Annotated in this window: 24 protein-coding genes; 6 read left to right on the top strand and 18 right to left on the bottom strand. The window is 74.7% G+C overall.

Annotation, left to right across the window (positions count from 1 at the left end; all coding sequences use genetic code 11):
* The first annotated feature begins 215 nt into the window (after nt 1–215).
* The 3 genes from rfbB (at nt 216) to DQ239_RS20180 (ending at nt 3,014) form a co-directional block, all read left to right on the top strand.
* Nucleotides 216–1,211: a dTDP-glucose 4,6-dehydratase gene (rfbB, locus tag DQ239_RS18680; RefSeq protein ID WP_113835922.1), complete on the top strand. Its 996-nt coding sequence runs from the start codon at nt 216–218 to the stop codon at nt 1,209–1,211.
* Entirely contained in the window at nt 1,208–2,053 is an 846-nt protein-coding gene (locus tag DQ239_RS18685) for an NAD(P)-dependent oxidoreductase (RefSeq protein ID WP_158544901.1), read from the top strand. The genes rfbB and DQ239_RS18685 overlap by 4 nt, the downstream gene beginning before the upstream one ends.
* A 97-nt stretch (nt 2,054–2,150) precedes the next feature.
* Entirely contained in the window at nt 2,151–3,014 is an 864-nt protein-coding gene (locus DQ239_RS20180; protein ID WP_147252172.1) for a hypothetical protein, read from the top strand.
* 123 nt (nt 3,015–3,137) lie between these two features.
* On the opposite strand, the gene DQ239_RS18695 is transcribed toward DQ239_RS20180, so the two are convergent.
* From DQ239_RS18695 to DQ239_RS18710, 4 genes are all read right to left on the bottom strand, one after another.
* Entirely contained in the window at nt 3,138–5,384 is a 2,247-nt protein-coding gene (locus tag DQ239_RS18695) for a bifunctional diguanylate cyclase/phosphodiesterase (RefSeq protein WP_147252173.1), read from the bottom strand.
* A 129-nt stretch (nt 5,385–5,513) separates the two neighbouring features.
* On the bottom strand, nt 5,514–6,578 hold the full coding sequence (locus DQ239_RS18700; protein WP_113835926.1) for a glycosyltransferase: 1,065 nt from the start codon (nt 6,576–6,578) through the stop codon (nt 5,514–5,516).
* Nucleotides 6,575–8,092 (bottom strand): sugar transferase, encoded by a 1,518-nt coding sequence (locus DQ239_RS18705; protein ID WP_113835927.1) that lies wholly within the window; start codon nt 8,090–8,092, stop codon nt 6,575–6,577. Before DQ239_RS18705 ends, DQ239_RS18700 begins: the two co-directional genes overlap by 4 nt.
* A gap of 140 nt (nt 8,093–8,232) precedes the next feature.
* Entirely contained in the window at nt 8,233–8,952 is a 720-nt protein-coding gene (locus DQ239_RS18710; protein WP_147252174.1) for a hypothetical protein, read from the bottom strand.
* 730 nt (nt 8,953–9,682) lie between these two features.
* Between DQ239_RS18710 and DQ239_RS18715 the strand changes: the two genes are divergently transcribed.
* Entirely contained in the window at nt 9,683–10,231 is a 549-nt protein-coding gene (locus tag DQ239_RS18715; RefSeq protein ID WP_113835929.1) for a hypothetical protein, read from the top strand.
* Here the strand turns inward: DQ239_RS18715 and DQ239_RS18720 are convergent.
* On the bottom strand, nt 10,228–10,827 hold the full coding sequence (locus DQ239_RS18720; RefSeq protein ID WP_113835930.1) for a hypothetical protein: 600 nt from the start codon (nt 10,825–10,827) through the stop codon (nt 10,228–10,230). The two genes, DQ239_RS18715 and DQ239_RS18720, sit on opposite strands and share 4 nt — an antisense overlap.
* Nucleotides 10,824–12,161, bottom strand: coding sequence for an O-antigen ligase family protein (locus DQ239_RS18725; protein ID WP_113835931.1), 1,338 nt, complete (start codon nt 12,159–12,161; stop codon nt 10,824–10,826). Before DQ239_RS18725 ends, DQ239_RS18720 begins: the two co-directional genes overlap by 4 nt.
* Before the next feature lie 154 nt (nt 12,162–12,315).
* Between DQ239_RS18725 and DQ239_RS18730 the strand changes: the two genes are divergently transcribed.
* Nucleotides 12,316–13,422 (top strand): hypothetical protein, encoded by a 1,107-nt coding sequence (locus DQ239_RS18730; RefSeq protein ID WP_147252175.1) that lies wholly within the window; start codon nt 12,316–12,318, stop codon nt 13,420–13,422.
* Nucleotides 13,423–13,484: 62 nt separating this feature from the next.
* Nucleotides 13,485–14,606 carry a GNAT family N-acetyltransferase gene (locus DQ239_RS18735; RefSeq protein ID WP_113835933.1) on the top strand — a complete coding sequence of 374 codons (1,122 nt, stop codon included), beginning with the start codon at nt 13,485–13,487 and terminating at the stop codon, nt 14,604–14,606.
* 10 nt (nt 14,607–14,616) lie between these two features.
* Here the strand turns inward: DQ239_RS18735 and DQ239_RS18740 are convergent, their stop codons facing one another.
* From DQ239_RS18740 to DQ239_RS18790, 12 genes are all read right to left on the bottom strand, one after another.
* Nucleotides 14,617–15,879, bottom strand: a complete 1,263-nt coding sequence (locus DQ239_RS18740) for a hypothetical protein (RefSeq protein WP_113835934.1) — start codon at nt 15,877–15,879, stop codon at nt 14,617–14,619.
* Nucleotides 15,876–16,970, bottom strand: a complete 1,095-nt coding sequence (locus tag DQ239_RS18745; RefSeq protein WP_113835935.1) for a glycosyltransferase — start codon at nt 16,968–16,970, stop codon at nt 15,876–15,878. Before DQ239_RS18745 ends, DQ239_RS18740 begins: the two co-directional genes overlap by 4 nt.
* Nucleotides 16,967–17,704, bottom strand: a complete 738-nt coding sequence (locus DQ239_RS18750; RefSeq protein ID WP_199583171.1) for a polysaccharide deacetylase family protein — start codon at nt 17,702–17,704, stop codon at nt 16,967–16,969. The genes DQ239_RS18745 and DQ239_RS18750 overlap by 4 nt, the downstream gene beginning before the upstream one ends.
* Nucleotides 17,705–17,769: 65 nt before the next feature.
* Complete coding sequence (locus DQ239_RS18755) at nt 17,770–18,162, bottom strand: VanZ family protein (protein WP_113835936.1); 393 nt, start codon at nt 18,160–18,162, stop codon at nt 17,770–17,772.
* Nucleotides 18,163–18,334: 172 nt separating this feature from the next.
* A complete protein-coding gene (locus tag DQ239_RS18760; protein ID WP_113835937.1) occupies nt 18,335–19,540 on the bottom strand; it encodes a L,D-transpeptidase family protein in 1,206 nt (401 codons plus the stop codon).
* A gap of 155 nt (nt 19,541–19,695) precedes the next feature.
* Complete coding sequence (locus tag DQ239_RS20495; RefSeq protein ID WP_158544902.1) at nt 19,696–19,839, bottom strand: hypothetical protein; 144 nt, start codon at nt 19,837–19,839, stop codon at nt 19,696–19,698.
* 54 nt (nt 19,840–19,893) lie between these two features.
* Nucleotides 19,894–20,943, bottom strand: coding sequence for a PHP domain-containing protein (locus tag DQ239_RS18765; protein ID WP_113835938.1), 1,050 nt, complete (start codon nt 20,941–20,943; stop codon nt 19,894–19,896).
* A 13-nt stretch (nt 20,944–20,956) separates the two neighbouring features.
* Nucleotides 20,957–21,502, bottom strand: coding sequence for a DoxX family protein (locus DQ239_RS18770; RefSeq protein WP_113835939.1), 546 nt, complete (start codon nt 21,500–21,502; stop codon nt 20,957–20,959).
* Between the two features lie 209 nt (nt 21,503–21,711).
* Nucleotides 21,712–22,503 carry an endo alpha-1,4 polygalactosaminidase gene (locus DQ239_RS18775; protein WP_199583173.1) on the bottom strand — a complete coding sequence of 264 codons (792 nt, stop codon included), beginning with the start codon at nt 22,501–22,503 and terminating at the stop codon, nt 21,712–21,714.
* A complete protein-coding gene (locus tag DQ239_RS18780; RefSeq protein WP_113835940.1) occupies nt 22,500–23,933 on the bottom strand; it encodes a phosphatase PAP2 family protein in 1,434 nt (477 codons plus the stop codon). The genes DQ239_RS18775 and DQ239_RS18780 overlap by 4 nt, the downstream gene beginning before the upstream one ends.
* Before the next feature lie 56 nt (nt 23,934–23,989).
* Nucleotides 23,990–24,694, bottom strand: coding sequence for an SGNH/GDSL hydrolase family protein (locus DQ239_RS18785; RefSeq protein WP_113835941.1), 705 nt, complete (start codon nt 24,692–24,694; stop codon nt 23,990–23,992).
* 50 nt (nt 24,695–24,744) lie between these two features.
* Entirely contained in the window at nt 24,745–25,278 is a 534-nt protein-coding gene (locus tag DQ239_RS18790) for a CGNR zinc finger domain-containing protein (protein WP_113835942.1), read from the bottom strand.
* Between the last annotated feature and the right edge of the window lie 49 nt (nt 25,279–25,327).

A 25,327-nucleotide genomic window follows, 5' to 3' on the forward strand; every position in this document is an offset into this window, starting at 1 on the left:
TCCTCTTCGCCGCGGTTGCGGCCGGGCTCGCGCTTGGCCGTCTCCTGCGCCGGGCAGACCGCCGCGACCGACGGCGAGAGGGTGACTGACCCGCGGGCGACGGGATTCCCGCCTCGGGCATCTACGGTTAGCACGAGCACTCATCGCACCACGAGCGGGATGCCGGGCGGCGGCTCCGCGGGCGAGGTGCGCGACAAGGCGGAGGATCTCGAACGATGCGCATGCTCGTCACCGGAGGCGCCGGCTTCATCGGTGCCAACTTCGTGCACCAGACGCTGCGCGAGCACCCCGAGCACTCCGTGACCGTGCTCGACGCCCTGACCTACGCCGGCAACGAGGCCTCGCTGGCGCCGGTGCGCGGCGACATCGAGTTCGTCCACGGGTCCGTCGCCGACGCCGACCTGGTCGACCGGCTGGTCGCCCGCCACGACGTCGTCGTCCACTTCGCCGCCGAGTCGCACAACGACAACTCGCTGCGCGACCCCTCGCCGTTCCTGCAGACCAACCTGATCGGCACGTTCACGATCCTCGAGGCGGTGCGCACGCACGGCGTCCGGCTGCACCACATCTCCACCGACGAGGTCTACGGCGACCTCGAGCTCGACGACCCCGCCAAGTTCACCCCGGAGACCCCGTACAACCCGAGCAGCCCGTACTCGTCCACCAAGGCCGGCTCCGACCTGCTGGTGCGCGCCTGGGTGCGCTCGTTCGGCATCCACGCCACGATCTCCAACTGCTCGAACAACTACGGGCCGTACCAGCACGTCGAGAAGTTCATCCCGCGGCAGATCACCAACGTGCTCGCAGGTCTCCGCCCCAAGCTGTACGGCGCCGGCGAGAACGTCCGCGACTGGATCCACGTCGACGACCACAACGCCGCGGTGCACCTGATCCTCGAGAAGGGCCGGTCGGGGGAGACCTACCTGATCGGTGCCGACGGCGAGAAGAACAACCGCGAGGTGCTCGGCCTCATCCTGGAGCTGACCGGGCAGCCGGCGGACGCCTTCGACTCCGTCACCGACCGCGCCGGCCACGACCTCCGCTACGCCATCGACGCGTCCAAGCTGCGCGACGAGCTGGGCTGGGCCCCGCGCTACACCGACTTCCGGGACGGCCTGGCCGCCACCGTCGACTGGTACCGCGAGAACGAGGCGTGGTGGCGCCCGCTCAAGGGCGAGGTCGAGGCGCAGTACGCGGCCGCCGGCCAGTGACGACCCTCATCCTCGGCGCGAACGGCCAGCTCGGCCGGGCGCTGCAGCGGCAGTTCCCCGACGCCGTGGCCCTGGACCGGTCGCGGCTCGACGTCTCCGACCCCGCGGCCGTCCGCGACTTCCGCTGGGACGGCGTCGACGTCGTCCTCAACGCCGCGGCCTGGACGGCGGTCGACGCCGCCGAGGACCCGGCCAATCTCGCCGCCGTGCGCGCCGCCAACGCCGACGCCGTCGGCGCGCTGGCCCGCGCGGTGCGCACCTGCGGCGCCGTGCTCGTGCACGTCTCCAGCGAGTACGTGTTCGACGGGCTGCACGAGGGCCCGCACCCGGAGGACTGGCCGGCCCACCCGCTGAGCGTCTACGGGCAGAGCAAGGCCGACGGCGACACCTACGCCGGCCACGTGACCAAGCACTACCTGATCCGGACCACCTGGGTCGTGGGCGAGGGGAACAACTTCGTCCGCACGATGGCCGGCTTGGCCGACCGCGGGATCTCGCCCACCGTCGTCGACGACCAGATCGGCCGCCCGACGTTCACCCCCGACCTCGCCGCGGGCATCGACCACCTGCTGGCCACCCGCGCGCCCTACGGCACCTACAACCTGACCAACGCCGGCGAGCCCGCGTCCTGGGCCGACGTCGCGGCCGCGGTGTTCGAGGCGCGGGGCCGGTCCGCCGGCGACGTCGCGCGGACCAGTACCGAGAAGTACTTCGCGGACAAGCCGGATGCGGCGCCTCGCCCGCTCAACAGCGTGCTCGACCTGAGCAAGATCCAGGCCACGGGGTTCACGCCGCGCGACTGGCGGCCCGCGCTCACCGACTACCTGGCCGACCTCGAATGAACGCGCGCGGCGGGTCGGGTGAGGTCGCTGGGACGGAAACGCACTCATCCGTGACGGGCTAGTCACGTTCCGGTCCCCGCCTGACGATGATGATCTCGTGACGTGGGCATGGATTCTGGGCGGGCTGGCGCTGTGGCTGGTGGTCGCAGTCGCAGGTGGCATCGTGCTCGGCAAGGGCATGCGCCTGGCCGATCAGCACGCGCAGCACCCGTCGCTGCTCACCACGGCCAACTTGCCCGTCGCCGCCGCTCCGCGGGTGCCAGCTGCCCGCCGTCGCGCGATCCCGCTGCCGCCGGTCGGTATCGGCCTCGCGGCGCTCGCCGTGGCGCTGATGACGGCCGGGTACATCGTCCGGCTCACCGGCTCGACGGGGCCGGTGGCCCGAGCGCTGGACATGGACGCTCCCTACGCAGCGCCGCGCATGTTCGTCGCCGCACTCTTCGCCTTCGCCGCCGTCGCCGCCGTCGTCGGCGCCGCCCGCACGCCCACCCGACGCACCTGGTGGCTGGCCGTCTCTCTGGTTGCCGCGCTGATTGCCACGGTCAAGGTTGGCGGCACGGTGCACGTCGAGGGCATGCGGGTCCTGCGCGACGGACTCGGCGATGCGGGAGCTATCGCCGCCAGCGTACTGATTGCCGCAGCCGTCGTCGCCGGACTCTGGGTGCTTACCCGCACCGAGCGCCGTGACCGCCGCCGCGTGCTGGGCACGCTCGCCCTCTACGCCGGGGCTTCGGTCGGGCTGTCAGCCGTCTCGACGGTCGTGCCTGCCGGCTGGGCGGCCACCGCCACCTACCTTGAGGAGTCGGGCGAGGCGCTGGCTGCCGTCGCCTTCCTCGTCGGTGTCGTCGTCGGTGTCGCGCCGCGCCTGGTGCTGCCGGCGGCTTGGGCCCTGAGGCGGTCTACTGACGTCGAGACCGTGACCGTCAACGACGTGCTGCCCGGCCGCGCCGCCCCGCGCTGAGCTGCCGGTCCGGTCCAGAAGCGGGTGCTCGACGGCCGCAACGCCCTCGACCGCGACGCCTGGACCGCCGCCGGCTGGAGCTACCGGGCCCTGGGGCGCCGCGCGGGGTAGCGCGCCGCCGGCTCAGAAGGCCGCGAGCGCCCGCTGGGTCGGCGTGAACGCACGGGCGGCGAACCGGTCGTGCTCCAGCGGCGGCGCGAACGCGTAGCCCTGGCCCTGCTCCACCCCGTGGGCGAGGAGCCGCTCGTGCTGGACCGCGGTCTCGATGCCCTCCGCCAGCACCGTGATCCCGAGGCACCCGGCCATGAGCACGACGCCGCGCAGCAGGTCCGACGTCTCCTCGTGCCGCAGCTCCTCCACCAGCGAGCGGTCGATCTTCAGCGTGCTGATGGGGTAGCGGCGGACGTACTCGAGCGAGGTGTAGCCGACGCCGAAGTCGTCCAGGCTGACGTGCACGCCCATCGCCGCCAGCCGGGACAGCGGGGCGACCCCCGCGGTCGACGGCAGCTCCTCGTGCTCGGTGATCTCCAGGTGCAGCCGCGTGGGATCGATGCCCGAGGCGGCCAGGGCGGATCGCACGCGGTCGTCCAGCCCGGGGTCCAGCATGCTCGACCGGCCGAGGTTCACGCTCATGAACAGCCGCCGCGAGCTCGCCCGGTCCCACGTGGCGAGCTGGGCCAGCGCCGCGATCAGCACCTGCTCGTCGATCCGGGCGGCCAGCCCGTGCTCCTCGGCCAGGCCGAGGAAGGCGTCCGGCGCGAGCAGCCCGCGCTCGGGGTGGCGCCAGCGGACCAGCGCCTCGCAGCCGAGCACCGCGCCGTCGGCCAGGGCCACCAGCGGCTGGTAGCGCAGCTCCAGGCTCCCGGCGTCGGTGCCACCGGCCAGCAGCCGCCGCAGGTCCTCGGCGATGGACAGCCGGCCGAGGACGTCCTCGCGCATCCGCTGGGAGAAGCAGGCGACCGCAGCGCGGCCGGTGGTCTTGACCGAGTAGAGGGCGACGTCGGCGTCGGCCAGCGACTCGGTCAGCTGCGAGGCCGCGTGCAGCTCCGTCCAGCCCGCGCTCACCGTCACGGCCTGGGGGTGCCGCGCCAGCGGCGTCTCCAGGACGAAGGGCTCGCGGAACACCGCGTGCAGCAGCTCGTCCGGGCTCGGGGCTCCGGGGGTCAGGAGCAGGACGAACTCGTCGCCACCGGACCGCGCCACCGTGCCCCGCGCGCCGACGGCGGAACGCAGCCGCGTGCCGACGGCGACCAGCAGCCGGTCCCCGGTCTCGTGCCCGAACGTGTCGTTGACGTGCTTGAAGTGGTCGAGGTCCATCAGGCACACCCGCCCGACCGGCCCCGGCCCGGACGCCGAGCCCGCCAGCAGCGCGTCGAAGGCCTGGCTGAGTCCCCGGCGGTTGGCCAGGGAGGTCAGCGGGTCCTGCGTCGCCCGCCGCTCGCTGCTGCGCACGGCCTGGGCTCCGCGGAGGACGGCCAGCACACCGACCAGCGCGGCGACGGAGAGGTAGGCCCACGTCGGCAGGCGCTGGCCCAGCCCGGCCCCGCCGATCGCGTAGAGGGCGCCCGGGATGAGCGCCAGCGGCGCCAGGCCCAGCAGCCGCGCCGACTCGCTCCGGCGGTGCTGCAGCAGCGCGGGGGTGAAGACCACCGCCATGCTCGGCTGCACCGCGGCGCACGCGTAGAGCAGGGCCGCGGCGGTCCAGAGGACGGCGAGGCCGTCGTCGGGCAGGACGAAGCGGACGCCGTCCATGGTGCCCAGGGCGTCGCAGAGGGCGGTGGAGAGCGCCGCCGCGATCAGCAGGGCGCCGCTGGCGCCGAGGTGGTGCCGCGAGGCGGCGAACCGCAGGAGCAGGCAGGCGAGGACGACGTCGACCGGCGCGACGACCGCGGCCCAGGTGTGCGTCGGGTCGCCGAGACTCGCGGCGGTGGCGACGACCTGCGCGACGCCCAGGGCGACCACGGCGCCGACGACGTACTGGTCGGCCCGGCGTCCGAAGGCCTCGGCCCGGGTCCGCTGCGGTCGCGGCGCGCCGGCCGCCCGGCGACGGCGGACGAAGATCGAGGCGATGAGCCCGATCGCGACCACCAGGCCGCACTGGGTCAGCGCGGAGGCCGCGAGCTCGGCGCCGGGGTCGGCCACCAGGTCGAGCATGCCCGCGGCCCAGAACCCCAGCATCGCCGCCACCGCCAGCCACGGCAGCAGCGGGCGGGGACGGTGCACGACGATCCCCACGACGGGGACGACGACGGCGGCGACCGCCACCAGGACCACGGTCGGCACCCGGGTGGGGGCCGCGCTCGTCAGGGCGACGACGGTCAGCAGCACAGCGGCTGTGAGCCGGACGTCGAGCCGACGGTGCAGAGGCATGAGTTACGGAACGGCACGGGAACGCAGCTTCTTGACGGGTGTGCGGCGCGTGTCACCTGCAAGGATTAGATCGCACGCAATCGAAGGCACGGGCGGGTCGACGCCGGAGGCGCCACCGCGGGGCAGCGGTCAGCGCGGGGAGCCGGCGTACACGGCGACGAGCGCGGCGCGCTGGTCCGCCTCGGTGTTGCCCGCCAGGTGCGCCGACCACCGCGAGACGTTCGCCTTCGCCGCCGGCACGTCGGTCAGGCAGGCCAGGGCGCCCGCGACGTCGTCCGCACCCGTCAGGGTCAGTTCGGACGGCACGTCGGCGAAGCTCGGCAGCCGGCGCACCAGGGTGGGCACGCCCAGGGCGGTGGCCTCGGCGACCATCAGCGGGAAGCCCTCCCACAGCGCCGAGTGCAGGTACAGGTCCGCGGCCGCGAGCGCCGGCAGCGCCTCGGCGCGGGGCAGCCAGCCGGACACCGCCACGCCCCCCGCCTCCAGTGCGGCGCGGGCGGTCGGGTCGCCGTCGCCCAGCCAGACGGCGCGCAGCCGCGGCAGCCGGGTCCGCAGCAGCCCGACGAACCGCAGGAAGAAGTCGGGGTCCTTCTGCGCCGAGAGCCGGCCGCCACCGACCACCAGGAGGTCGCCGGGCTCGCGCTCCGCGCGTACGGGGACGACAGCGGGCGCGATGTTCGGCACCAGGTAGCGCGGGGCGCGGTGGGTCGGCCACGCCGAGAGCTCCTGCTCGCGGGGGGAGCAGGCCGCGAAGGCCGACGTGTTGACCGCCAGCAGCGCCTCGGCCAGCCAGAAGGCGCCGCGCACCGGCGCGGCGACGTCCCGGCGCTCGAAGGCGTAGCAGTGCGGGGTGTAGACGATGCGGTGCCGGGTGCGGGCCACGGCGAGCCGCGCGTACCCGCCCCCGTGGCTGGAGTGCGCGTGCACGACGTCCGGACGCAGCGCCCGCACCACCTCACGGACGCGCCGCACCTTGGCCCGGTGCGAGCCGGTCATCTCGGCGGTGCTCGCGAAGTCGGCCTGCTCGGCGAGGTCGCCCTCGCCGTCCACCGGGGTGCCCGAGAGCAGGTGGTGCTCCACCTCGGGCAGCGAGCGGGTGTACTGCGCGATCGCCGAGCCCACCCCGCTGCTGAACTTCTGCACGACGTGCAGCACCCGGGTGCCGGTGACGTCGTCCAGGGGCCCGGACGTCACCGGCCGGTGCCCCGGACGACCGAGCTGACCGTGCGCAGCAGGATCTTCACGTCCAGCCAGAGCGACCAGTTCTCGATGTAGTAGTTGTCGAAGCGCGCGCGGTCGGCGATCGAGGTGTCCCCGCGCAGCCCGTGCACCTGCGCCCAGCCGGTGAGCCCCGACGGCACCCGGTGGCGCGCCTCGTAGCTGGGGTAGCGGGTGCGGAACTGGCTGACGAAGTGCGGCCGCTCCGGGCGGGGCCCGACCAGGCTCATGTCGCCGCGCAGGATGTTGAACAGCTGCGGCAGCTCGTCCAGCGAGGTCTTCCGCAGGAACCGGCCGACCCGCGTCACCCGCGGGTCCTCGCCGATGTTCCACATCGTCTGCGACTCGGTCTCGGTGGCGGGGCGCAGCGAGCGGAACTTGAGCAGCTCGAAGTGGTGCCCGTCGACGCCGACGCGCTCCTGGCGGAACAGGATCCCGCCCTTCCCGTCGAGCCGGACCGCCAGTGCGACCAGCGCCAGCACCGGTGCGAGGAACACGATCGTCAGGCCCGAGACCAGGACGTCCATGGCCCGCTTCATCGCCCATGCCCGGCTGCGGTAGGTGGCCCGGCGCAGGCGCACGAGCGGGAACCCCCAGGCGGTGTCCATCGAGTTCTCCACCTGGTGCAGCTCGAACAGCCGGGGGACGACGAACAGCTCGCAGCTGAGCCGGTCGCAGGTGCGGATCAGGCTCACCATCTCCGATTCCTTCATGGAGGAGAAGGCGACGACCACGGTGCGCACCCCGCCCTGCACCAGCACGCGGGACAGGACCTCGGGACCGCCGAGCACGGGCAGGATGCGGGGCTGCGTGGTCTCCGGCGGGTCGGCGTCGAGGAAGCCGACCGGGCGCAGGCCGTACTCGGGGTGGGCGCGCAGCACCTCCGCGACCCGGTTGCCCACCCGGCCGGCGCCGAGGACGAGGGTGCGGTGGGCGACCAGCCCGTGGGCGCGCAGCCGGCGGACGACGGCGTAGCCGGCCGCCCGGAACAGCACGAGGGCGACGGTCACGGCGAGCGCGCCGCCGAGGGCGGGGAAGGACACCGTGTAGACGCCGGACGTCAGCTCCGCCCAGGCGATCTGCGTGACGGTGGAGAGGGCGGCGGCGGCGAGCGCCCGGCCGGCGAGCGCGGGCAGGTCGTCGAGGGCCGAGAGCGACAGCCGGGAGCGGTAGAGGCCGCCGGCCCACAGGCAGAGGAGGTAGAAGGCGCCGAAGACCAGCGTCTTGATCGCCGGGCCGGGAAGCTCCACGTCGCCGACGGCGAGCTGGAGCAGCGCGATGCCGACGACGACCGCGGCCACGTCGAGTGCCACCAGCAGCGGGCGGACGCTGAAGCGGGTGATCCGTGCCCAGCGTCGTCGGGCCGGCCGAGTGGACTCCCCCCGGGCGAGGGGCCGAACCGACGGCGGGGCGACGCGCGCGGGCGCCTCCGCCCCGGTCAGGGGGAAGGCCTCCACGCGGGGCTGCGGGGGCTTGAGGCTCTTGGTCATCTCAGGTGGTCCTCGGCATGGAGCGCTGGACGTGCTGGTGAGCCGGACGCGACGGTCCGGGGGAGGGCGCGCAGAGGTGCGCCACGAGGAGGTGCGGAGGTCCGGCGCGCGACGGGGCGCCGGTCAGGGCAGGACCGGGGTCAGTCCGGTCGGTCGCCGGGGTTGCCGGCACCGCCGGTGCCGGAACCCGCGCGGCCCGAGACGGCGCGGGCGGACTCGCGGGCCAGCGAGGCGGTGACCGCGTCCCCGAGCACGGCGAGCGGAGACGCGGCGTCGTCGTGGCTCCCGCCGGCGGAGTGCGCGCCGGCGGTGCCCGCCCCGCACGGGGCGGCAGGCGCGGGTGGGGCGGGCGACGCCGGCGCCGAGGGCACGACGGGTCGGGGCGGGTCGACCGGGTCCGCCGGCCGGCTCGGCCCCGCCTGGGCGGGGGAGGAGGACCCGTCGGTCGCCGGGACGGCCACGGAGCCGGCCGGGGCGTGCTCGCACAGCTCCTCGTCGGCGTGCGGAGCCCGGTCGGCACGAGGCGGGGCGTGCTGTGCCGGCGCGGGTGCCTTCGGTGCCGCGACCGGGGTCCCGGCCTCGTCGGACGCGTCCTCGGCGGGCGCCTTGCTCGTCGTCGACGGGGCATCCGGCGTCGTGGGCACGGCGCGGACGACCGAGCCGACGGAGGCCGGCTGGGCGGTGGTGACCGACAGCGGGAGGTCGCCGGTGATGACGGGCGGAGCGAGAGGCGGCAGCGGGAGGGGTGCGGCCACGTCGAGCACCGGCAGCACCGAGGGCTCGAACGGCCCGTTGCCACCCCCGTTGCCACCGCCGTTGCCGAGGCCCGCGCCGTTGCCGGGGTCGCCGCCCTGGCTCACGCCGTCGCCCGGGTCGCCGCTCCCGGGCAGGCCGTGGTCCTCGGCCTGCCCGGGGTCGCCGTCGCCGGAGGGCGGAGGGTCCTCGGGTCCGGCCGTCGCCCGAGCGTCCGGGCCAGGCTCCGCGGGTTTCTCCGCCGGATCGCCGGGAGACGGTGCGTTTGCGTGCGTCGCGCGGCCGGGCGCGCTGGACGAACTCCCGGGGGCCTCGCCGTCGGCCCGCGCCTCGGTCGACAGGGCGGTGAGGAGAACGGCAAAGCCCACGAGGGCGAGGACGGCGAGCACGAGCCGTATGGACCAGGACAGGCCGGCACCTCGTCGGCTGACGAGGGGAGCAGGGTGCGGCGACCGCGGAACCGAACCGCTGGTCATCGCACCCCCCGTTGTCCCGCGCCCCGCAGATGTCGTCTGACCTGCGTCTTTCGGTCATCATGACGGGCCGACGCCGCACGGTCGGGGTCTCGTGCCGCCGAGTGACCGACTACACCTCCGGTATAGCGGCTCTGCGGCTCGTCGTCACTCCGTGTGAGGGCGCATCATGCGGTCGCCTGTCACCCGTTCGTGCGCCGGGACCGGAGCCGAGGGGCCGCAGCCCTACGCTGGCCGGATGACGAGGAAGGGCGGCTCTCCGGCGCGGTCCGGGGCGACCCAGCAGATGGGCCCCTCGCACCCCGCGGCAGACCTCCGTACGGCGGCGCCTGCCCGGTGGTCCTCACGCAGGAGGGCATCCCGGGTGACGCACCTCGTGCTGCCGCTCGTCGGTGCCGTGGTGCTCGGGGGCGCGGCCTTCGTCTTCGAGGCCCAGCGTGCGCCGCAGTACACGTCCGAGGCACTGGTCGCCGTGCTGCCCGAGGACCCCGCCGACGAGGTGTCCATGCCCATCACCTCGATCTGGGCGGAGATCGCCGACTCCGACTCCGTGCGCGACCGCGTCGGCCAGACACTGGGCGTCAGCCGGGCCGAGCTCGAGGACGACCTGGTCGTCGCCGCGTCCGAGGACGCACCGCTGGTGTCGGTGCAGGCCACCACCGGGAACGCGGAGACCTCGGCCGCCTGGGCGAACGCCGCGGCCGGCGAGATCGTGGGCGAGGCGGACGGCGACCAGGTCCCCGGCTACGACCTGGCCCAGGTGACCGACGCCCGCCCCCGCAGCGAGACGGATCAGTTCCCCGCGCTCCCGCTGGTCGGCGGTGCTGCCGTCGTGGGCCTGCTCGCCGGTGCCGGTGCGGCGCAGCTGCTGGACCGCCGCGCCCGGCAGAGGGCGCAGCCGGCGTCGGCCTAGTCGCCGACGGGAGCGCGCCGCCGCCGGGTGCCTCCGGGCAACGTGGTGGCGAGGACCGTCGCGACGGCGACGCCGACGCCCGCGCCGCCGGCGGGCAGCAGCCAACCGGGCGTCGTCGGTTCCTCCGGCAGGAGCGCCGGGCCGATGGTGGTGACGTCGTAGGGGTCGAAGGCGTCGACCTCGACCAGCGCCCGGCTCACCACGTCCGCCGTCCGCTGCGCGGTGCGCGGATCGTCCGACGTCCCGGTGACGCTGATGATCGGTGCGTCCGGAGCGGCCTGGACGAGCACGAACATCCGGGGGTCGTCCGCCTGCTCGGCCAGACCGGCCTCGCGCAGCGGATCGGCGACGATGCCCGGCGCCGTCGCCAGCCGGGCGAGCGCCTGCGTGCTGCGCGCGACGCTGCTGGGATCGTCGACGTCCTCCGCCGTCACCGTCAGGTAGGCCGTCGACTCGTAGGTGGACGACTGCGCCACCCCGAGCCCGAGCCCCACGACCAGCCCCGAGACGGCGCCGGCCGGTACCCACCACCAGCGCCGGCGGGCCACCCCCGCGTCCGGCAGCCGCCCGCTCGTGCCGGGAACCGGGGTGCTCACGCGGGCACCTCCTCGAGCACCCGTTCCTGGGGTGCGGGGTCCGTGGCGGGCGCGCCGGCCCGGTCGTCGGGCAGGTCCTCGTCGGCCGCCGCCCAGCCCGCCAGGCCCAGCGCGACGGCCAGGAACAGCGAACCGGGCCCGCCGAGGTCCGCCGCCAGCATGCTCGTCAGGTAATAGGCCAGGACCCCGGTCCCGGCCAGCGCGAGCGCGGTGCTCAGGTCGGAACGGGGACGGGCCGAGCGGACGAGCCCGCGGGCCAGCAGGACCAGGAAGACGACGACGAACAGCCCGGCTGCCACCAGACCTCGCTCGCTGGCGACCAGGAGGTAGAAGTTGTGCGGCGACTCCAGGGCCACCTGCTCGAAGTCCCCACCGAAGGCGATGTCGCTCGACCCGAGCAGGGAGAGGTCGGCGTAGGCGTCGCGGTGCTCGACGAAGGCGCGCGGCCCGACCCCGGTCAGGGGGTGGTCGAACGCCATCTGACGGGCGGCCTTCCACAGAGCGAAGCGGTCGATCAGCGATTGGTCCGGCGTCCCGCTCACCACGCTCGTCACCCGGTCGGCGAGCTCGCCGCCGTGGGCCACGAGGACGGGCAGGACCCCTGCGGACACGACGGCCACGGCCGCCACGGCGCCGAGCATGCGCAGCGCTCTGCCGCGGCTGACCACGATCATCGCCGCCACGGCTGCCGCGACCCATGCCCCGCGGGTGAGCGACAGGGCCAGCGGGAGGGCGAGGAATGCTGCGCCGCCCAGGGCCCACCACCGCGACCGCCCGCTCAGCACCACGCCGAGGGCGAGGCACACGACGAGCCCGAGCGCGGTGATCTCGGCCATCGCGCTGATGTCGTAGGCACCGAACGTCCCGACGGCCCGGACGGCCTCGCCGTCGATGTCGGCCCCGGTGCCGGTTGCCGCCTGCACGATTCCGAGGCCGCCCTGCAGGAAGGCCAGCCCGAGCAGCCCGCCCAGCAGGATGTACGCGTCCGACCGGCTGCGCACCGCCAGCAGCACGGCGAGCGGCACGAGGCAGAAGAGCTGGACGAACCGCGCACCTCCCACCACGTTGTCGGGGAAGTCGTGCGCCGCCAGGGCGGTGAGCGCGCTGACCAGGCCCAGGGCCCAGAAGCCGATCGCCGGCACCGACCGGGCCGCCCCTCGCCCTTCGCCCCGCAGGAGCTCGCGCCCGGCCAGAGCCACTGCCACGGCGACGACGAGGTCGCTGACGGAGACCGGTGGGCCGTCCGGTCCTGACGCCGGCTGCAGCGACGTGCTGAGCAGCGCCGCGGCCAGCCAGGTGGCCGGGCGCGCGAGGAATCGGCGGGTCGGGGCCACGGTCGTCCCTCCTCCTCGCGACAGGTCGCAGCGGGGGCGACGGCGCCGCCTGGCGAACTGAGGTCATGATTGCAGTCCAGTCGCATCCATCCGGGTCGCGTACGAGGTGTTCAGGAGGTTCTCCCCCGTGCGGGTGACCGGCCGACACCGTGCTGTGCACCCGACACCGCGGGTGGTGTGGTGGAGCGCGGCGCTCGTCCTGATCCTGACCCTGGTCGCGGTGGTGGTGACGGTGCGGCACGACGGCACGGAGGACACGACCGCTTCCCCCGCCGCGACAGGGGTCTTCCTGAGCGTGGTGCCGGTCGGCGGGGACCTGCCCGACGGCCGCCGGCAGACGGCCCAGAGCGCGATGGAGGCCGTCGAGGCGGCCGCCGACCAGGGCGCCGCGGGCATCCAGGTCACCGCCGACCTGCGCTGGCTGTGCACCACGCCCGAGTGCGACACCACCCCGCTGGAACCCCTCGTCGAGCGCGCTGGCCAGCTCGGGCTGGCCGTCAACCTGCACGTCAACAGCACGCCGGCGTGGATGGACGGTCGGGGGCGGTGGTTCGGACCCGAGGGGGCCGACGCCCGGCGCTGGGCCGACCTCTTCGCCCAGCTGGTCGCGCGCTTCGGCACCGACGTCTCCGGCTACGAGGTGTGGAACGAGCCGAACCATCAGCCCTTCTGGCAGCAGGGGCCCGACCCCGCGGCCTACGCCGATCTGCTCAAGGCAGTCTGGGAGGCCGTGGACGAGGTCGAGCCGGACGCCCAGATCATCGGCGGGGTGCTCAGCAACAACGACCTCGGATTCATGAGCCGGCTCTCCGCCGCCCTCGCGGAGCGCGGTGGCAACGCGGAGAACCGGTTCTTCTACGACCAGCTCGGCGTGCATCCCTACGCCGGGGACGAGAGCCGAGGCTACGATCCCGGCCGGTCCGCCGGCTCCGCGGACGTGCAGACCCCGACGGGCACCAAGGACATGACCTTCCGCGGCATCCAGCGGTTGCGCGCACAGGTCGCCGAGGACGAGGGGATCTGGCGCGACGTCGTCGTCGGCGAGTTCGGGTACAGCACCACCCCTGGGACGTTCTACTTCGTGCCGGAGCCGCGGCGGGCCGAGTACCTGGCCGAGGCCCTCCGGCTGGTCGCCGGCTGGGAGTGGATCACGGTCTTCACGGTCTACACGACCCTGGCCGATCCCGACGACGGGTTCTCCATCGTCGGCACGGAGAGCGAGGGAGCGCTCCGCGAGGCGATGACCGGGCGGCGCGACTGAGGCACCCCTCGGACGAGCGGGACCGGGCTGGAGCGCCGGAACCGACAGCTAGCCTGCGCTACGTGGATCATCTGGAGGCGCGTGTCCTCCGCACCTGTCCGGAGCTCGCGGCCCTCGCGGACGAGTGGGATCGGCTGTACGCCGCTGCATCGCCGCCCGCGACGCCGTTCCAGGCGCACGCGTGGGTCACCGCCTGGGCCGGCGCCTACGTGCCGGCAGGTGAGCTGTTCGTCGTGACGGTTCGCCGTCGAGGTCGGCTCGTCGCCGCCGCACCCCTGTTCCGCGACCGTCGAGGACCGTGGCAGGTCCTCACCCCGCTGGGTGGCGCCCAGAGCGATCACAGCGACGTGCTCGTCGCGGCGGACGAACGCGGGGCGCTCGACGCTCTCGGTCGTGCGTTGCTGGACGCACCGGGCTGGCAGGTGCTCGACCTCCCCGAGCTCCGGCCCGATGCCGCTGCCCGGGCCTGGACGAGCGCCTGGCCGGGACGGGTGACCCGGCTGCCGGCGTCGACGGTCCTGGAACTCCCCGCCCTTCCGTTGCCAGAGCTGCTCGACCGCATGCCGGCGAAGTCCGCGAAGACGATGCGGCGCAAGCTCCGCAAGGTCGACCAGGCCGGCATCGAGGTCCGGCACGTGCCCGCCGACGAGGTACCTCAGGCGGTGGACCGGCTGATCCGGCTGCACGAGGAGCAGTGGACCGGTCGCGGCGGCAATCCGGAGCACCGCCGGGAACGCTTCCGCCGCCACCTGACGACGGCGTTGACGCGCATGGTCGACGACGGAACGGCCACCCTGACGGAGTACAGCGCGGACGGCGAGGTCCGGCTCGGGCAGATCCTGCTGCTCGGCCATGGCACCGTCTCCGCCTACCTGGCCGGCATCTCGCCGCGGCTGCGGCAGGATGTGGACACCGCGGCACTCGTCATGCGGCACGACCCCGAATTCGCAGTGCAGCAGGGTGCCGCGCGCTACTCGATGCTGCGCGGGCTCGAGGACTACAAGTTCCGGTGGCGCCCCGAGCCTTTCGTCCAGGAGCGCCTGCTGCTGTCCCGGCCCGGCATGAGCGGCCCTGCGTACGTACTGCTGGCCAGGGCGCGCGCGGGCGCAGTGGCCGTCGTCAAGACGCGCGCCCCCTGGGTGCGGGAGATGCGCGACCGCGTGGTGCGGCGCGTGCGTCGCTGACCACCCGGGCTCAGGACCGCGGCAGGGAGGCGGCCGGCCACCGGCTCATCGGAAGCAGGAGGACCGCCGAGAGGGTCAGGACTGCGCCCATTCCGATCAGCCGGGTCACGCCCGACGTGGCGAGGAACGCGCCAGTGACCAGCACCGCCCGGCCGGCGTCCCAGTAGAGCCGCGACCGGTCGCGCCCGAGGAAGTTCGGTAGCCGGTTGATCGTGGCCCCCGCGAGGAGCGGGCCCCAGAACAGCAGGGTGGCTCCCGCCAGCGGCAGGAACCAGCCGGCGACCGCATCCCGCTCGGTCGAGTACGCCGCGAGCGCGAGGCCGGCGACGACGGCCAGCACCGCCACCGCTGTGCTGAGCAGCAGGGCCCGGCGGCGCGCGGCCGCGAACTCCGCCGGCCTCCGCTCGCGCACCGCCTGGCTGAGCCGGGCCTCGAACGGCGGGGCGACGATCGTGTACAGCACCGTGGCGAAGCCGCCGCAGATGCGGCTGACGATGGCCCACGGCTCGGCGGCCGCACCCAGGCCGGGGATCGCCAGGCCGGGGAGGAAGACCGTCCAGCCGCCGGCCAGGCTGGCGACGGCGGGACGCACGCTGCGGGCCAGGTAGGCCCGCCGCAGCCGGCGGCGGGTCGACCGCGAGGCCCGGGGGAGCCGGGGCCCCCAGTGCTGGCGGCGTACCGCGAGGCCGGCGGCGGCCACGGCGTAGGCCAGGCTCGTGCCGAACGTCAGGGCCAGTGGCCCGAACGGGCCGAGGCTCGTGATCAGCGTGAGGACCAGCACGGCCACGCCGTAGTACAGGCGGGCCAGCCCGATACCGGTGGTGTCGTCGGCCCGCACCACCCGCGTGACGGCCATGTCGTACAGACCCAGGGTCCCGGTGAGGACGGCGGCGGCCAGGAAGGTGCCCGACGGGAGGTCGAGGACGGGTTCCAGCGGAGTAGCCAGCACGACCGCGGCCGACACCACGACCAGCGCGACCAGCGACCAGACCGTGGCCACCCGGGCCATGCGGGGTCCGCGGACGACGGGGTAGAGGAACGGGTAGGCCAGCATCGCCGCGTTGGTCAGCAGCACCGTGATCGCCGACGCGAAGACCAGGATCAGCACCTGGTCCGACCGCCGCAGCAGGATGGGCACGACCATCGCGGCGAAGGTCAGGACCTGCCCCGCCAGGGCCAGCCGGACGAAGGCCAGGCGCCGCAGGAGCGAGGGCAGCCGGGCGGCAGCGGCCGCTCCCCCCGGGCTCGTGGTCCGGTCCTCCTCGAGGGTCATCGTCCGCGCCGTCGGTGCACGGACGGGCCGTCGTACACGTCGTCGACCCGCGCCGCCACGGCCCGCACGTCCAGCCCGCGCAGCTCCGTCGGCGGCACGCGCGGCCCTGCGGGCCGGGAGAGGACGTCGTCGACCAGGGACCGGAGCTCGTCGTCGGTGGCCTCGTGGGCGCCGGGCACGGGCGTCCCGAGCTCGTCCAGCGCGGGGCAGCGGCGGTAGACCACCGGCAGGCCGTTCGCGAGCGCCTCCAGCACCGCCAGCCCGAACGTCTCGTACCGCGACGGCGAGGCCAGGACGTCCATCGCCGACAGATGGGTGGCGACCGGGCGCTCCCCGGGCAGGTGCACCCACGGTGCGACGCCACGGTCGCGGGCGAGACCGGTCAGCGCCTCCCGCTCCGCGCCCTCGCCGACGACCAGCAGGTGGCGGTCCGGCCCGAGGGTTGGGGCCAGCACGTCCAGCAGGACGTCGAACCTCTTGCCGGGGTGGAGGCGGCCCACCGCTCCCACGACGTGGGCGCCCTCGGGGATGCCCAGGCCGGCCCGCACCGCCGTCCGGGCCGCGGGGTCGAAGGCCAGCGCGTCGACGTCCAGCCCGTTGGGCACGGTGACGACGCGATCGGCCGCGATGCCCCAGCGGAGCAGGTTGTCCCGGACCGACGTCGAGACCGCCACGGTCCGCTGCCCGAGCCGCTCCGCCGCCAGGTACAGCGCCCGGACGGCGCGGGTGGCCGGCCGTCCCTCCAGCTGGTCGTCGAGCAGCGAGTGCTCGGTGGCCACGACGACGGGCACGCGGGCGAGCCGGGCGGCGAGCCGGCCGTAGAGCCCTGCGCGGAAGAGATGGGTGTGCACGACGTCGTAGCGGCCCCGCCTGATCAGCCGGGCCAGCCGCAGCACCGCCCCGACCTGCGTGTTGCTGCGCATCCCGAGGTCGGTGACGGTGACGCCGTCGGCGCGAAGCTGCTCGGCCACCGAACCGGCGTTGTACAGCGCCACGACGTCCGCGTCGTGCCGGCTGTGCTGCAGCAGCAGGCGCAGCTGGACCTCCGCGCCACCGGCCGCCAGGCCGGTGATGACGTGCAGCACCCTCATCGCGAGCGCGCGCGGGCGAGAAGGTGCCGGCCCAGCTTCGCGGCGAGGCGCGGACCGGTGTCCTGCTGGCCGACGTAGAAGCGGGGGATGGTGAACCGGTCGGCGACGGAGTAGTCCCGCGTCACGCAGGCGTGGTCGTACCCGGCATCGCGGGCGGCCCGAGCTGCGGCCTCGTCGAAGTCGCCGTACGGGTAGCAGAAGCCGTCGACCGGGCCGCCCAGCACCTCCTCCAACGCCAGGCGGCTACCGGTCACCTCCTCGCGCAGGGCGGCCGGATCGAGGCCGGCGAGATGGGCATGGCTGGTGGAGTGGCTGCCCACCTCGTGGCCGGCGGCAGCCACCGCGCGGACCTCGTCGGCATTCATCAGGGGCAGCCGCGGCCCCTCGTCCCACTCGTTCTCGCCACCCAGCCGGCCGGTGACGACGTAGACGGTGCCGGTCATGCCGTGCCGGTCGAGGACGGGAACGGCATGCTCGAGGAAGTCGCGGTACCCGTCGTCGAATGTCAGGGCCACCAGCCGGGCGCCCTCGCCCCGGTCACGGGCTCGGACCAGCTCGCGCAGGGAGACCCCGCGCAGCCCCATCCGGGTCAGCGCGCGCAGCTGGGCGTGCAGCCGGTCTGGGTGCACCCGCAGGAGGTTCGGGTCGGGGGTCGTCGCCGGGCTGACGGAGTGGTACATCAGCACCGGCGGGACGACGCGCGGCGTCCGGCCCACCTGCACGTCGTCCTGCATGTCCGCCCTTCAGCCGGTCGATCCGCCACGGTAGTGGCTGGAACGGGGCCGGCCCAGCGGCGGGCTCAACCGGGTGAACGCGATCGCCGGCGGCCGGCCAGGGAGCCGAGCAGCACGCCGATCAGCGCCCCGGCGGAGTTGAGGACGACGTCCCGGGCGGAGGACTCCCGGCCCGGCAGCACGAGCTGGGCGGTCTCCACACCCGCCGAGGCCGCGGTGCAGATCAGCCAGACGGCCGCTCCGGACAGCCGCGGCACCGCTGCGGCGAAGAGGAGCGCGACGGGCACGAACAGCAGCACGTTGGCGGCCATCTCGACGGTGGACGCGGAGAGCTCATCGAGACCCGGCACGCTCTGCGCGACGGTGAACAGCAGCCGCCCGGGGGAGGGGCCGACGGTCAGCGCCGCCACACCGAGCGCGGCGGCCAGGAAGCCCGCGGTGAGCCAGGGGCGGTGCACCGCAGGAACGCTAGCGGCAGGGCGGCCCGACGCGGCCGGGCGGCCCCGCCGGCCGGGGTGTGGACCGGCAGGGCCTGGCCCTGCGGCGTCCCGGGACCGGCACGCAGGGCGTGTCCGGACGAGTGCCCGCGGACGCCGGTGCCCAAGCGGGAACCCGGCGACGGCGCCCCCCTCAGCCGACGCCGATGGCGATGACCGGCTTCGCGGTCGGCTGCAGCCAGCGCATGAGCTTCTCCAGCGAGGCGCGGTCGATGGCCACGCAGCCCGCCGTCGGCCGGTTGTTGCTGATGTGCAGGAAGAACGCCGAGCCCGCGCCGCGCCGCCCTTCCCGGTTGTAGTCGATGACCACCGCCTGGTCGTAGACCGCGCCCTGGGCGTAGAGGTTCTCCCCGGCCCGCTCGTCGAAGGGGCAGGTGCCGGGCGCGCACTGGGCGTACCGGTTGTACAGGGCGCTGGCGACGTCGGAGACCCACCAGTCGTCGCCGTCCACCCGCCGGTAGGGCAGCACCGTGCCGGGGTTGCCCGCGCGGCCGAACGCCTCGGTCAGCCGGAACGTGCCCGTCGGCGTGCGGGTGGAGCCCTCGCTGGCCGCGCCCACGCCCGACGCGCCGATCCGGGCCGTCACCGGGCCCAGGGCGACCCGCCAGGTGCTGCCGACCCGCTCCCAGGCGGTCAGCTTCGCGGTCGTCGCCGTCGCCGAGGCCGCGGCCACGGTGACCACCTGGGTGCCGGGCGGGGCGAAGCCGAGGGCCGGAGCGCCCACCACCGTCGTCCCCGACCCCGGGAACCAGCGGATCGAGCCGTACTGGAAGTCCTGCGCGCGGCCGCCGGGGATGGGGAACTCGCCCGTCGTCGGGTAGCCGAGCGCGCCGGTCTCCCAGCCCATCGCGGCCCACCGGTCGCGGATCGAGCCGTAGATCTCACGGGCACCGGTCGCCGGGGTCCAGTAGACCGAGCCGCGCTGGAAGTGGTTGAACCGGCCGACGCCGTCCGGGGTGGGAAGCTCGTCGGTCGTCGGGAACCCGAGCACACCGCCCTCCCAGCCCAGCGCGGCCCAGCGCTTGAGGATGGAGCCCCACACCGCGTGCGCCCCGGTGCTGGGCGTCCAGTAGATCGACCCGTTCTGGAAGGCGTTGTAGCGGCCGTAGACCTTCGGCGTCGCCAGCTCGTCCGTGACCGGGTAGCCCAGCCGGCCGGACGGGCCGCCGAGCGCGCGGTAGCTGGTCAGGATGGCCCCGCCCACGTCGTGGCTGCCGGTGGCCGGCGAGGTGAAGGTCTGCGCGTGCGCGGCGGAGGCGCCCAGCGCCAGGACGGCCGCGACGACGGCGGTCACGAGGATCGCGGCCGCGCTGCGGCGCGGACGGGCGGTGCGGGGCATGCCGGCTCCAGGCGGTCGGCCGTCGGCGGGAGCGAGCGGCGCGCGAGCGGCCGGGGAGGCCGCGGTCGGCGACACCGTATGCGGAGCCGGCCTGGTTCGGTAGCGATCAGGTCTCCGTCGGTCCCGGACGGCACGCCGGCACCAGCTGTCACACCTCAGCGGCGGGTGTGCCGGCGGTCCGGGAGGCCGCGCCGCACCCGGTCGCGGTCCTCGCTCGTCCGGAGCGCCCGGCCCAGCACGACGGCGAGCACGCAGGCGAGCAGCGACCACCCGAGCAGCAGCCACGCCCACCACGCCATGACCGGAACGGTCCTCGCCGCACCGGGGCGGAACACAGTCCCCAAGAGAGGGGGTCAGCCCTCGGTCCAGGCCAGCAGGTCGTCGGCGGACCGGGTGTTGATCACCCGGGCGGGCTCCACGCCGCACTCGATCGCCCGCTCCACGCCGTTGTACTGCCAGTCCAGCTGGCCCGGTGCGTGCGCGTCGGTGTCGATGGCGAACTCGCAGCCCAGCTCGGTGGCCAGGGTGAGCAGCCGCCGCGGCGGGTCCAGCCGCTCGGGCCGGGAGTTGATCTCGACCGCGGTGCCGAACTCGACGCACGCGGCGAACACCGCCTCGGCGTCGAAGGTGCTCTCGGGGCGCGGCTTCTGCTCCCCGTTGCGCTGCCTCCGCCCGATCACCAGCCGGCCGGTGCAGTGCCCCAGGACGTCGGTGTGCGGGTTGGCGACCGCCGTGAGCATCCGCTCCGTCATCTGCGCGCTCGGCGCTCGCAGCTCGGAGTGCACGCTGGCGACGACGACGTCGAGGCGCCCGAGCAGCTCGTCGGTCTGGTCGAGCGAGCCGTCGACGTTGATGTCGCACTCGATGCCGGTGAGGATCCGGAACGGGCTGAGCTCCTCGTTGAGCGCGGCGACGACGTCCAGCTGCTGCTCGAGCCTGGCCGGGCTGAGCCCGTTCGCGACCGTGAGCCGGGGGGAGTGGTCGGTCAGCGCCATGTACTCGTGGCCCAGCGCCATGGCGGCCTCGGCCATCTCCCGGATCGGGGAGCCGCCGTCGGACCAGTCCGAGTGCAGGTGCAGGTCGCCCTTGAGCGCGGCCCGGAACTCGGCGACGTCGTCGGCCATCGGGACGAGCTCGGCCAGGTCCTGCTCGAGCTTCGTCAGGTACTCGGGCACCTGCCCCTTGTGCGCCTGCACGATGACGGCCGCGGTCTTCGGGCCCACGCCCTTGAGATCCTTGAGCGTGTTGGTGCGGATCTTCAGGTCGAGCTGGTCCTCGCCCAGGCCGTCGACCACCGCGGCGGCGGTGCGGAAGGCGGACACCCGGTAGCTGGGCTCGCGGGCGCGCTCCAGGAGGAAGGCGATCCTCCGGAGCGCGGCCGCGGGTGCCAGCGGGGTGCTCAGCGTCCGCTCCCGCTCAGCGCTTCTTCTTGAGCTTCTTCTCGGCCTTCTTCTGCGCCTTGGCCGCGCGCTTCTGCGCCTTCTCGAAGCTCTTCTCCGTGGCGACGGCGGCGGCCTTGGCGGTCTTGCGCGCCCGGTAGCCGACCGACGGCTTGCCCTCGGTGTCGACGGCGGCCAGCAGCAGCCCGCCCAGGAGACCGGTGTTCTTCAGGAAGTTCGAGATCTGCCCGAACCGCTCGGTCGGGTCCTCGTGCTCCCAGAAGCGGTGCCCGGCCAGCGTCGTCGGCACGATGGACGCCGACAGGACCAGCGCGGTCAGCCGGGGCGCCTTGCCCAGCGCGAACAGCGAGCCGGCGGCGACCTTGACGGCGGCGTCGGCCTGCACCCACTGCTGGACGTCGCGGGGCACCTGCACGGGCAGCTGCTTGTCGGCGGTCTCCGCGATCTTCTCCACGACGGGGGCTGCCCCGGGGACGCGGTCCTGCGGCTTGCGCAGGGTGCTGATGCCGCCGTAGACGAACGGGGCGGCGAGCAAGGGCCGGGCGATCCTCCGGACCAGCATGGTGACCTCTTTCCCTCAGTACCTCGGTGGAGTCGGGTCGTGCAGTGCCCGGTGCGGTGCGCGGGCAATCCCTGCGGTCGACCGTAGTGATCACCGGCGGGGTCCGCTCCTCGGCGACGGCCGGCCGGCCCGCTCAGGGGGTGTTTCTCGCGCTCCTGCGGTGCTGCAGGACCCGCTGAGCGCGAGGAACACCCGGGGAGCGGGCGCGATCAGCAGCGGCGCAGGGGTGCGCCCAGGTCCAGATCCTTGACGATCGTGGACAGCCCGCGCACGGCCCGGGGGCACTCCGCCGCGTACTCCACGTGCAGCACCGCCTTCCCGGCCCGCACGAAGGGCGCGTACGCACCGCACTCGTCGAAGGCCGCGCACTCCTCGTTGATCGCGAAGTCGAACGACGGCTCCAGCTCCGCGAGCTGGTCGACGTCGTTCTTCAGCCCGATCGCGAGGCCGCGGTCGTGCGCCAGGTCGGCGACGGCGCGGTTGAACGCCAGCTGCTCCTCGGACTCCAGCGGGAAGCCGGACTCGTTGGCGTAGCCGTCGACGTTGTCGCCCTCGACGGCGTCGAAGCCCTTGTCCCGGCAGACGTCGAAGCGCGCGGCGAGCAGCGGCAGCAGCACGTCGGTGCGCCGGACGTCCAGCCAGCGCTCGCCCGGCCAGCCGTCGAGGGGCGCGCCCACGACGTCGGCCGGGAAGCGCGCGGCGTCGTCCCGCCAGTCCTCGTGGGCGCCGACGTTGACGTAGCAGACCACCCGCCGGTCCCGGTCGTGCAGCTGCCGCACCTGCTCGGCGGTGGTTTCCGCGCCGTCCACCACGAAGACGGCGGCGTCCGCGGACACGTCCAGCGGCCCGCTCAGCTGGTACTGCCACGTGGTGCCCGCGGCCGGCCGCCACGGTTCCGTCGCGCCGTCGTCCGCGGGTCCGGACGCCGAGCAGCCCGCCGCCACGAGGACCACCGCGGCCAGGGCGAGCAGCCCGGCCGCACCGCCGCGCCGGCCGGTCACCGGTCGCGGCAGCAGTAGACGGTCAGCGGAGCGCGCTTGCCGAACCGGAACCGGGTGGCCGGTTTCCCCATCTCGCCGTCGTAGGCGACCCGCTGCGGGCCCGACCGCGAGATCACGCTCAGCTCCTCGACCTGGAACTTGCCGTAGCTGCGGCTGTGCTCGCCCACCCCGAGGAGCGTGGCCAGCACCGCCCGGGTGCGGCCGAAGCGCAGGTCGGCCCGCAGGTACTGGACGTCGAGCAGCCCGTCCTCCAGCCGCGGGCGCCAGGCCGGCGACAGCCCGCGCGGGGTGTAGAGGCAGTTGCCCACGAAGAGGATCCAGACCCGCAGCGGCCGGCCGTTGACCACCAGCTCCACCGGCGTCCCGGTGCGCAGCACCTGCGCGGCCGCCACCGACAGCGCCAGCCACTTGCCCAGCCGCCCCGCCATCCGGTCGCGGCGGCGCACCATCTCCGGGTAGGCGCCGATGCTCGAGGTGTTGAGGAACGGCGTCCCGTTCACGTCGGCGACGTCCACGGTCACCGCCTCGCCGGCCAGCACCGCGTCGACCGCGTCCTGCGGGGCGAGCAGGCCGACGTCGCGGGCGAAGTGGTTGAGCGTGCCGGCCGGGATGACCGCCAGCGGCAGCCCGTGCTCGAGCGCCACCGCTGCGGCCGCCGCCACGCTGCCGTCGCCGCCGGCCACGCCCAGCGCCCGGGCCCCATCGCGGGCCGCCGTCCCCAGGAGCTGCTCGCCGCCGGCCTCCTCGGACAGCTCGAGCACCTGGGCGCGGGGGAGCAGGCGGCGGATGTCCTCGGCGGGGTCGTAGTCGTCGGGGCCGGAACGGGGGTTGACGGCCACGGCCAGGCCCTCGCCCTGCGGCAGCGCGGGCGCCGTCGACGACGGGCGGACGCGGGCCGGCTCCGTCGGGCGCACCCGCCACCAGTGCTGGGTCGCCGCGGCCACGCTCGCACCCACGGCGACACCGGCGACGACGTCCCCCGGGTAGTGCACGCCGACGTGCACCCGGGAGTAGCCGACGGCGAGCCCGACCGGTGCCAGCGCGGCCCCCGCGGGCAGCGACTCCATGGCCAGCCCGGTCACGAACGCCGCGGCGGAGGCGGCGTGCCCGCTCGGGAAGGACGACGACGTCGGCGCACGCCGCAGGGTCCGCTCGCTGGGCTGCTCGACCCGCTGGGGCCGCCCGCGCCGGAACAGCGTCTTGAGGACGACGTTGGTCAGCGCGCTGGAGATGGCCAGCGACCCGATCCCGCGCACCGCCCCCCGGCGCAGGGCACCCCGGCGGAGGGACAGCAGCCCGCCGAGCACCAGCCAGAGCCGGCCGTGGTTCGCCGAGCGGGTGAGCCGGAGCAGCCACCGGTCGGCGGGCGAGCTGGGCAGCCTCCCGACGAACGAGTGCAGCCGGGCGTCCAGGTTGCGCGGGGTGGCCACGCGCGGACGGTAGTGCAGGCCGTCCTCCGCGGGCGCCCCTCGGAGGGGTGGGTCCGCTAGCGGGTCGTCCCGATGGCGGCGGCCACCAGCTCGGCGATCCGCTGCTGCCCCTCGACCGTGGGGTGCACGCGGTCGGGGAGGATCGCGATGTCCTCGTCCAGCAGCGGCACGTAGGCCCGCCCGGCGTCCTCGGCCGCCGCGCGCAGCGCGTCGTCGATGGTCCGCAGGTCGTCCGGCTCGGCGGCCGGGATGACCGGGACACCCACCACCACCACGGTCGGCACGTCCTCGAGGTCCTGGAGCACCTCGTCCGCTGCCGCGCCGACGTCGTCCGGGCGGCCGACCGTCGCGTCGTTGACGCTGCCCTGCACGACGACGACCTCGGCGTCCGGCGGGTCGGCGGCCAGGCGTTCGCCGTAGGCGACAGGGTTGTCCGGGCAGAAGCCGCGGGTGGTGAAGCCGGTTCCGCCCACGCCGTGGACGACCACCTCGGCCCCGAGCCGCTCCCCGAGCACCGCGGGGTACCCGACCCTGGGGCCGCCCGCGGCGAGGCCCAGGCTGTAGGAGTCGCCCAGCACGGCGATCCGGGGGCTGCCGGTGGTGAGCGGGGCGGGGCCCAGGTCGCGCTCGGCCTCGACCGCCGCCCAGCAGGGCGGCACGTCCGCCGGCTCGTCCCGCGTCAGGCGCCACACGCCGCCCGCCACGCCGGCGACGAACAGCAGGCCGACGACGACGGCGGTCCCCACGCGCAGCCGGCTCATGGTGCGCAGGCTACGGGCGGCGCGCGGATCCCGGCGGACGCTCGCCGGACTCAGTCGGTCTTCTGGCGGGCGCGGTAGGCGGCGACGGTCGACCGGCTGGCGCAGGTGTTGGAGCAGTACCGGCGGCTGGCGTTGCGCGAGGTGTCCACGTAGACGTCGTCGCAGTTCTCGGCGGCGCAGACGCCCAGCCGCTGCCAGCCGTGCTGCACGACCACCTGGGACAGCCCCATGGCCACCGTCGTCGTCAGCTGTTCGAGGGCGGGGGAGTCGGGGCGGGCGAAGTGCAGGTGCAGGGCGCCGTCGTGGTCGGTGGCGTAGGGCCGCGGCCGGGCCAGCGCCAGCAGTTCGTTGAGCCGCTGGAGGACGTCGGCCTGCGACTCGGCCAGCGCGACCGAGCGCACCAGGTCGGCGGTGGCGGCGGCGCGGTGGGTCTCGCCGGGGGACAGGTCGAACGACGTCCCGGCGGTGAACCACTCCTCGTGGGCGCCCAGGAACGCACGCACCCACCCCGGGTCGTCGCGCTCGGTGTTGGCCAGCTCGATCGCCAGTTCCACCGCCGTCGACCCGTAGGTGTCGTAATCCATGTGACTCCCTACCGATTCGTGCTAGCGTCGTACTCGTAGGTGGTCAACC

The sequence above is a fragment of the Blastococcus sp. TF02-09 genome, from assembly GCF_003319105.1.
Lineage (GTDB): Bacteria > Actinomycetota > Actinomycetes > Mycobacteriales > Geodermatophilaceae > Blastococcus.

Excerpts from the sequence above, each read along its gene's own strand:
- rfbB (WP_113835922.1), top strand. The coding sequence starts at position 216 with ATGCGCATGCTCGTCACCGGAGGCGCCGGCTTCATCGGTGCCAACTTC.
- DQ239_RS18770 (WP_113835939.1), bottom strand. The coding sequence starts at position 21,502 with ATGCTGGTCCGGAGGATCGCCCGGCCCTTGCTCGCCGCCCCGTTCGTC.
- DQ239_RS18745 (WP_113835935.1), bottom strand. The coding sequence starts at position 16,970 with ATGAGGGTGCTGCACGTCATCACCGGCCTGGCGGCCGGTGGCGCGGAG.
- DQ239_RS20495 (WP_158544902.1), bottom strand. The coding sequence starts at position 19,839 with ATGGCGTGGTGGGCGTGGCTGCTGCTCGGGTGGTCGCTGCTCGCCTGC.
- DQ239_RS18740 (WP_113835934.1), bottom strand. The coding sequence starts at position 15,879 with ATGACCCTCGAGGAGGACCGGACCACGAGCCCGGGGGGAGCGGCCGCT.
- DQ239_RS18785 (WP_113835941.1), bottom strand. The coding sequence starts at position 24,694 with ATGAGCCGGCTGCGCGTGGGGACCGCCGTCGTCGTCGGCCTGCTGTTC.
- DQ239_RS18760 (WP_113835937.1), bottom strand. The coding sequence starts at position 19,540 with ATGCCCCGCACCGCCCGTCCGCGCCGCAGCGCGGCCGCGATCCTCGTG.
- DQ239_RS18705 (WP_113835927.1), bottom strand. The coding sequence starts at position 8,092 with ATGACCAAGAGCCTCAAGCCCCCGCAGCCCCGCGTGGAGGCCTTCCCC.
- DQ239_RS18790 (WP_113835942.1), bottom strand. The coding sequence starts at position 25,278 with ATGGATTACGACACCTACGGGTCGACGGCGGTGGAACTGGCGATCGAG.
- DQ239_RS18695 (WP_147252173.1), bottom strand. The coding sequence starts at position 5,384 with ATGCCTCTGCACCGTCGGCTCGACGTCCGGCTCACAGCCGCTGTGCTG.
- DQ239_RS18750 (WP_199583171.1), bottom strand. The coding sequence starts at position 17,704 with ATGCAGGACGACGTGCAGGTGGGCCGGACGCCGCGCGTCGTCCCGCCG.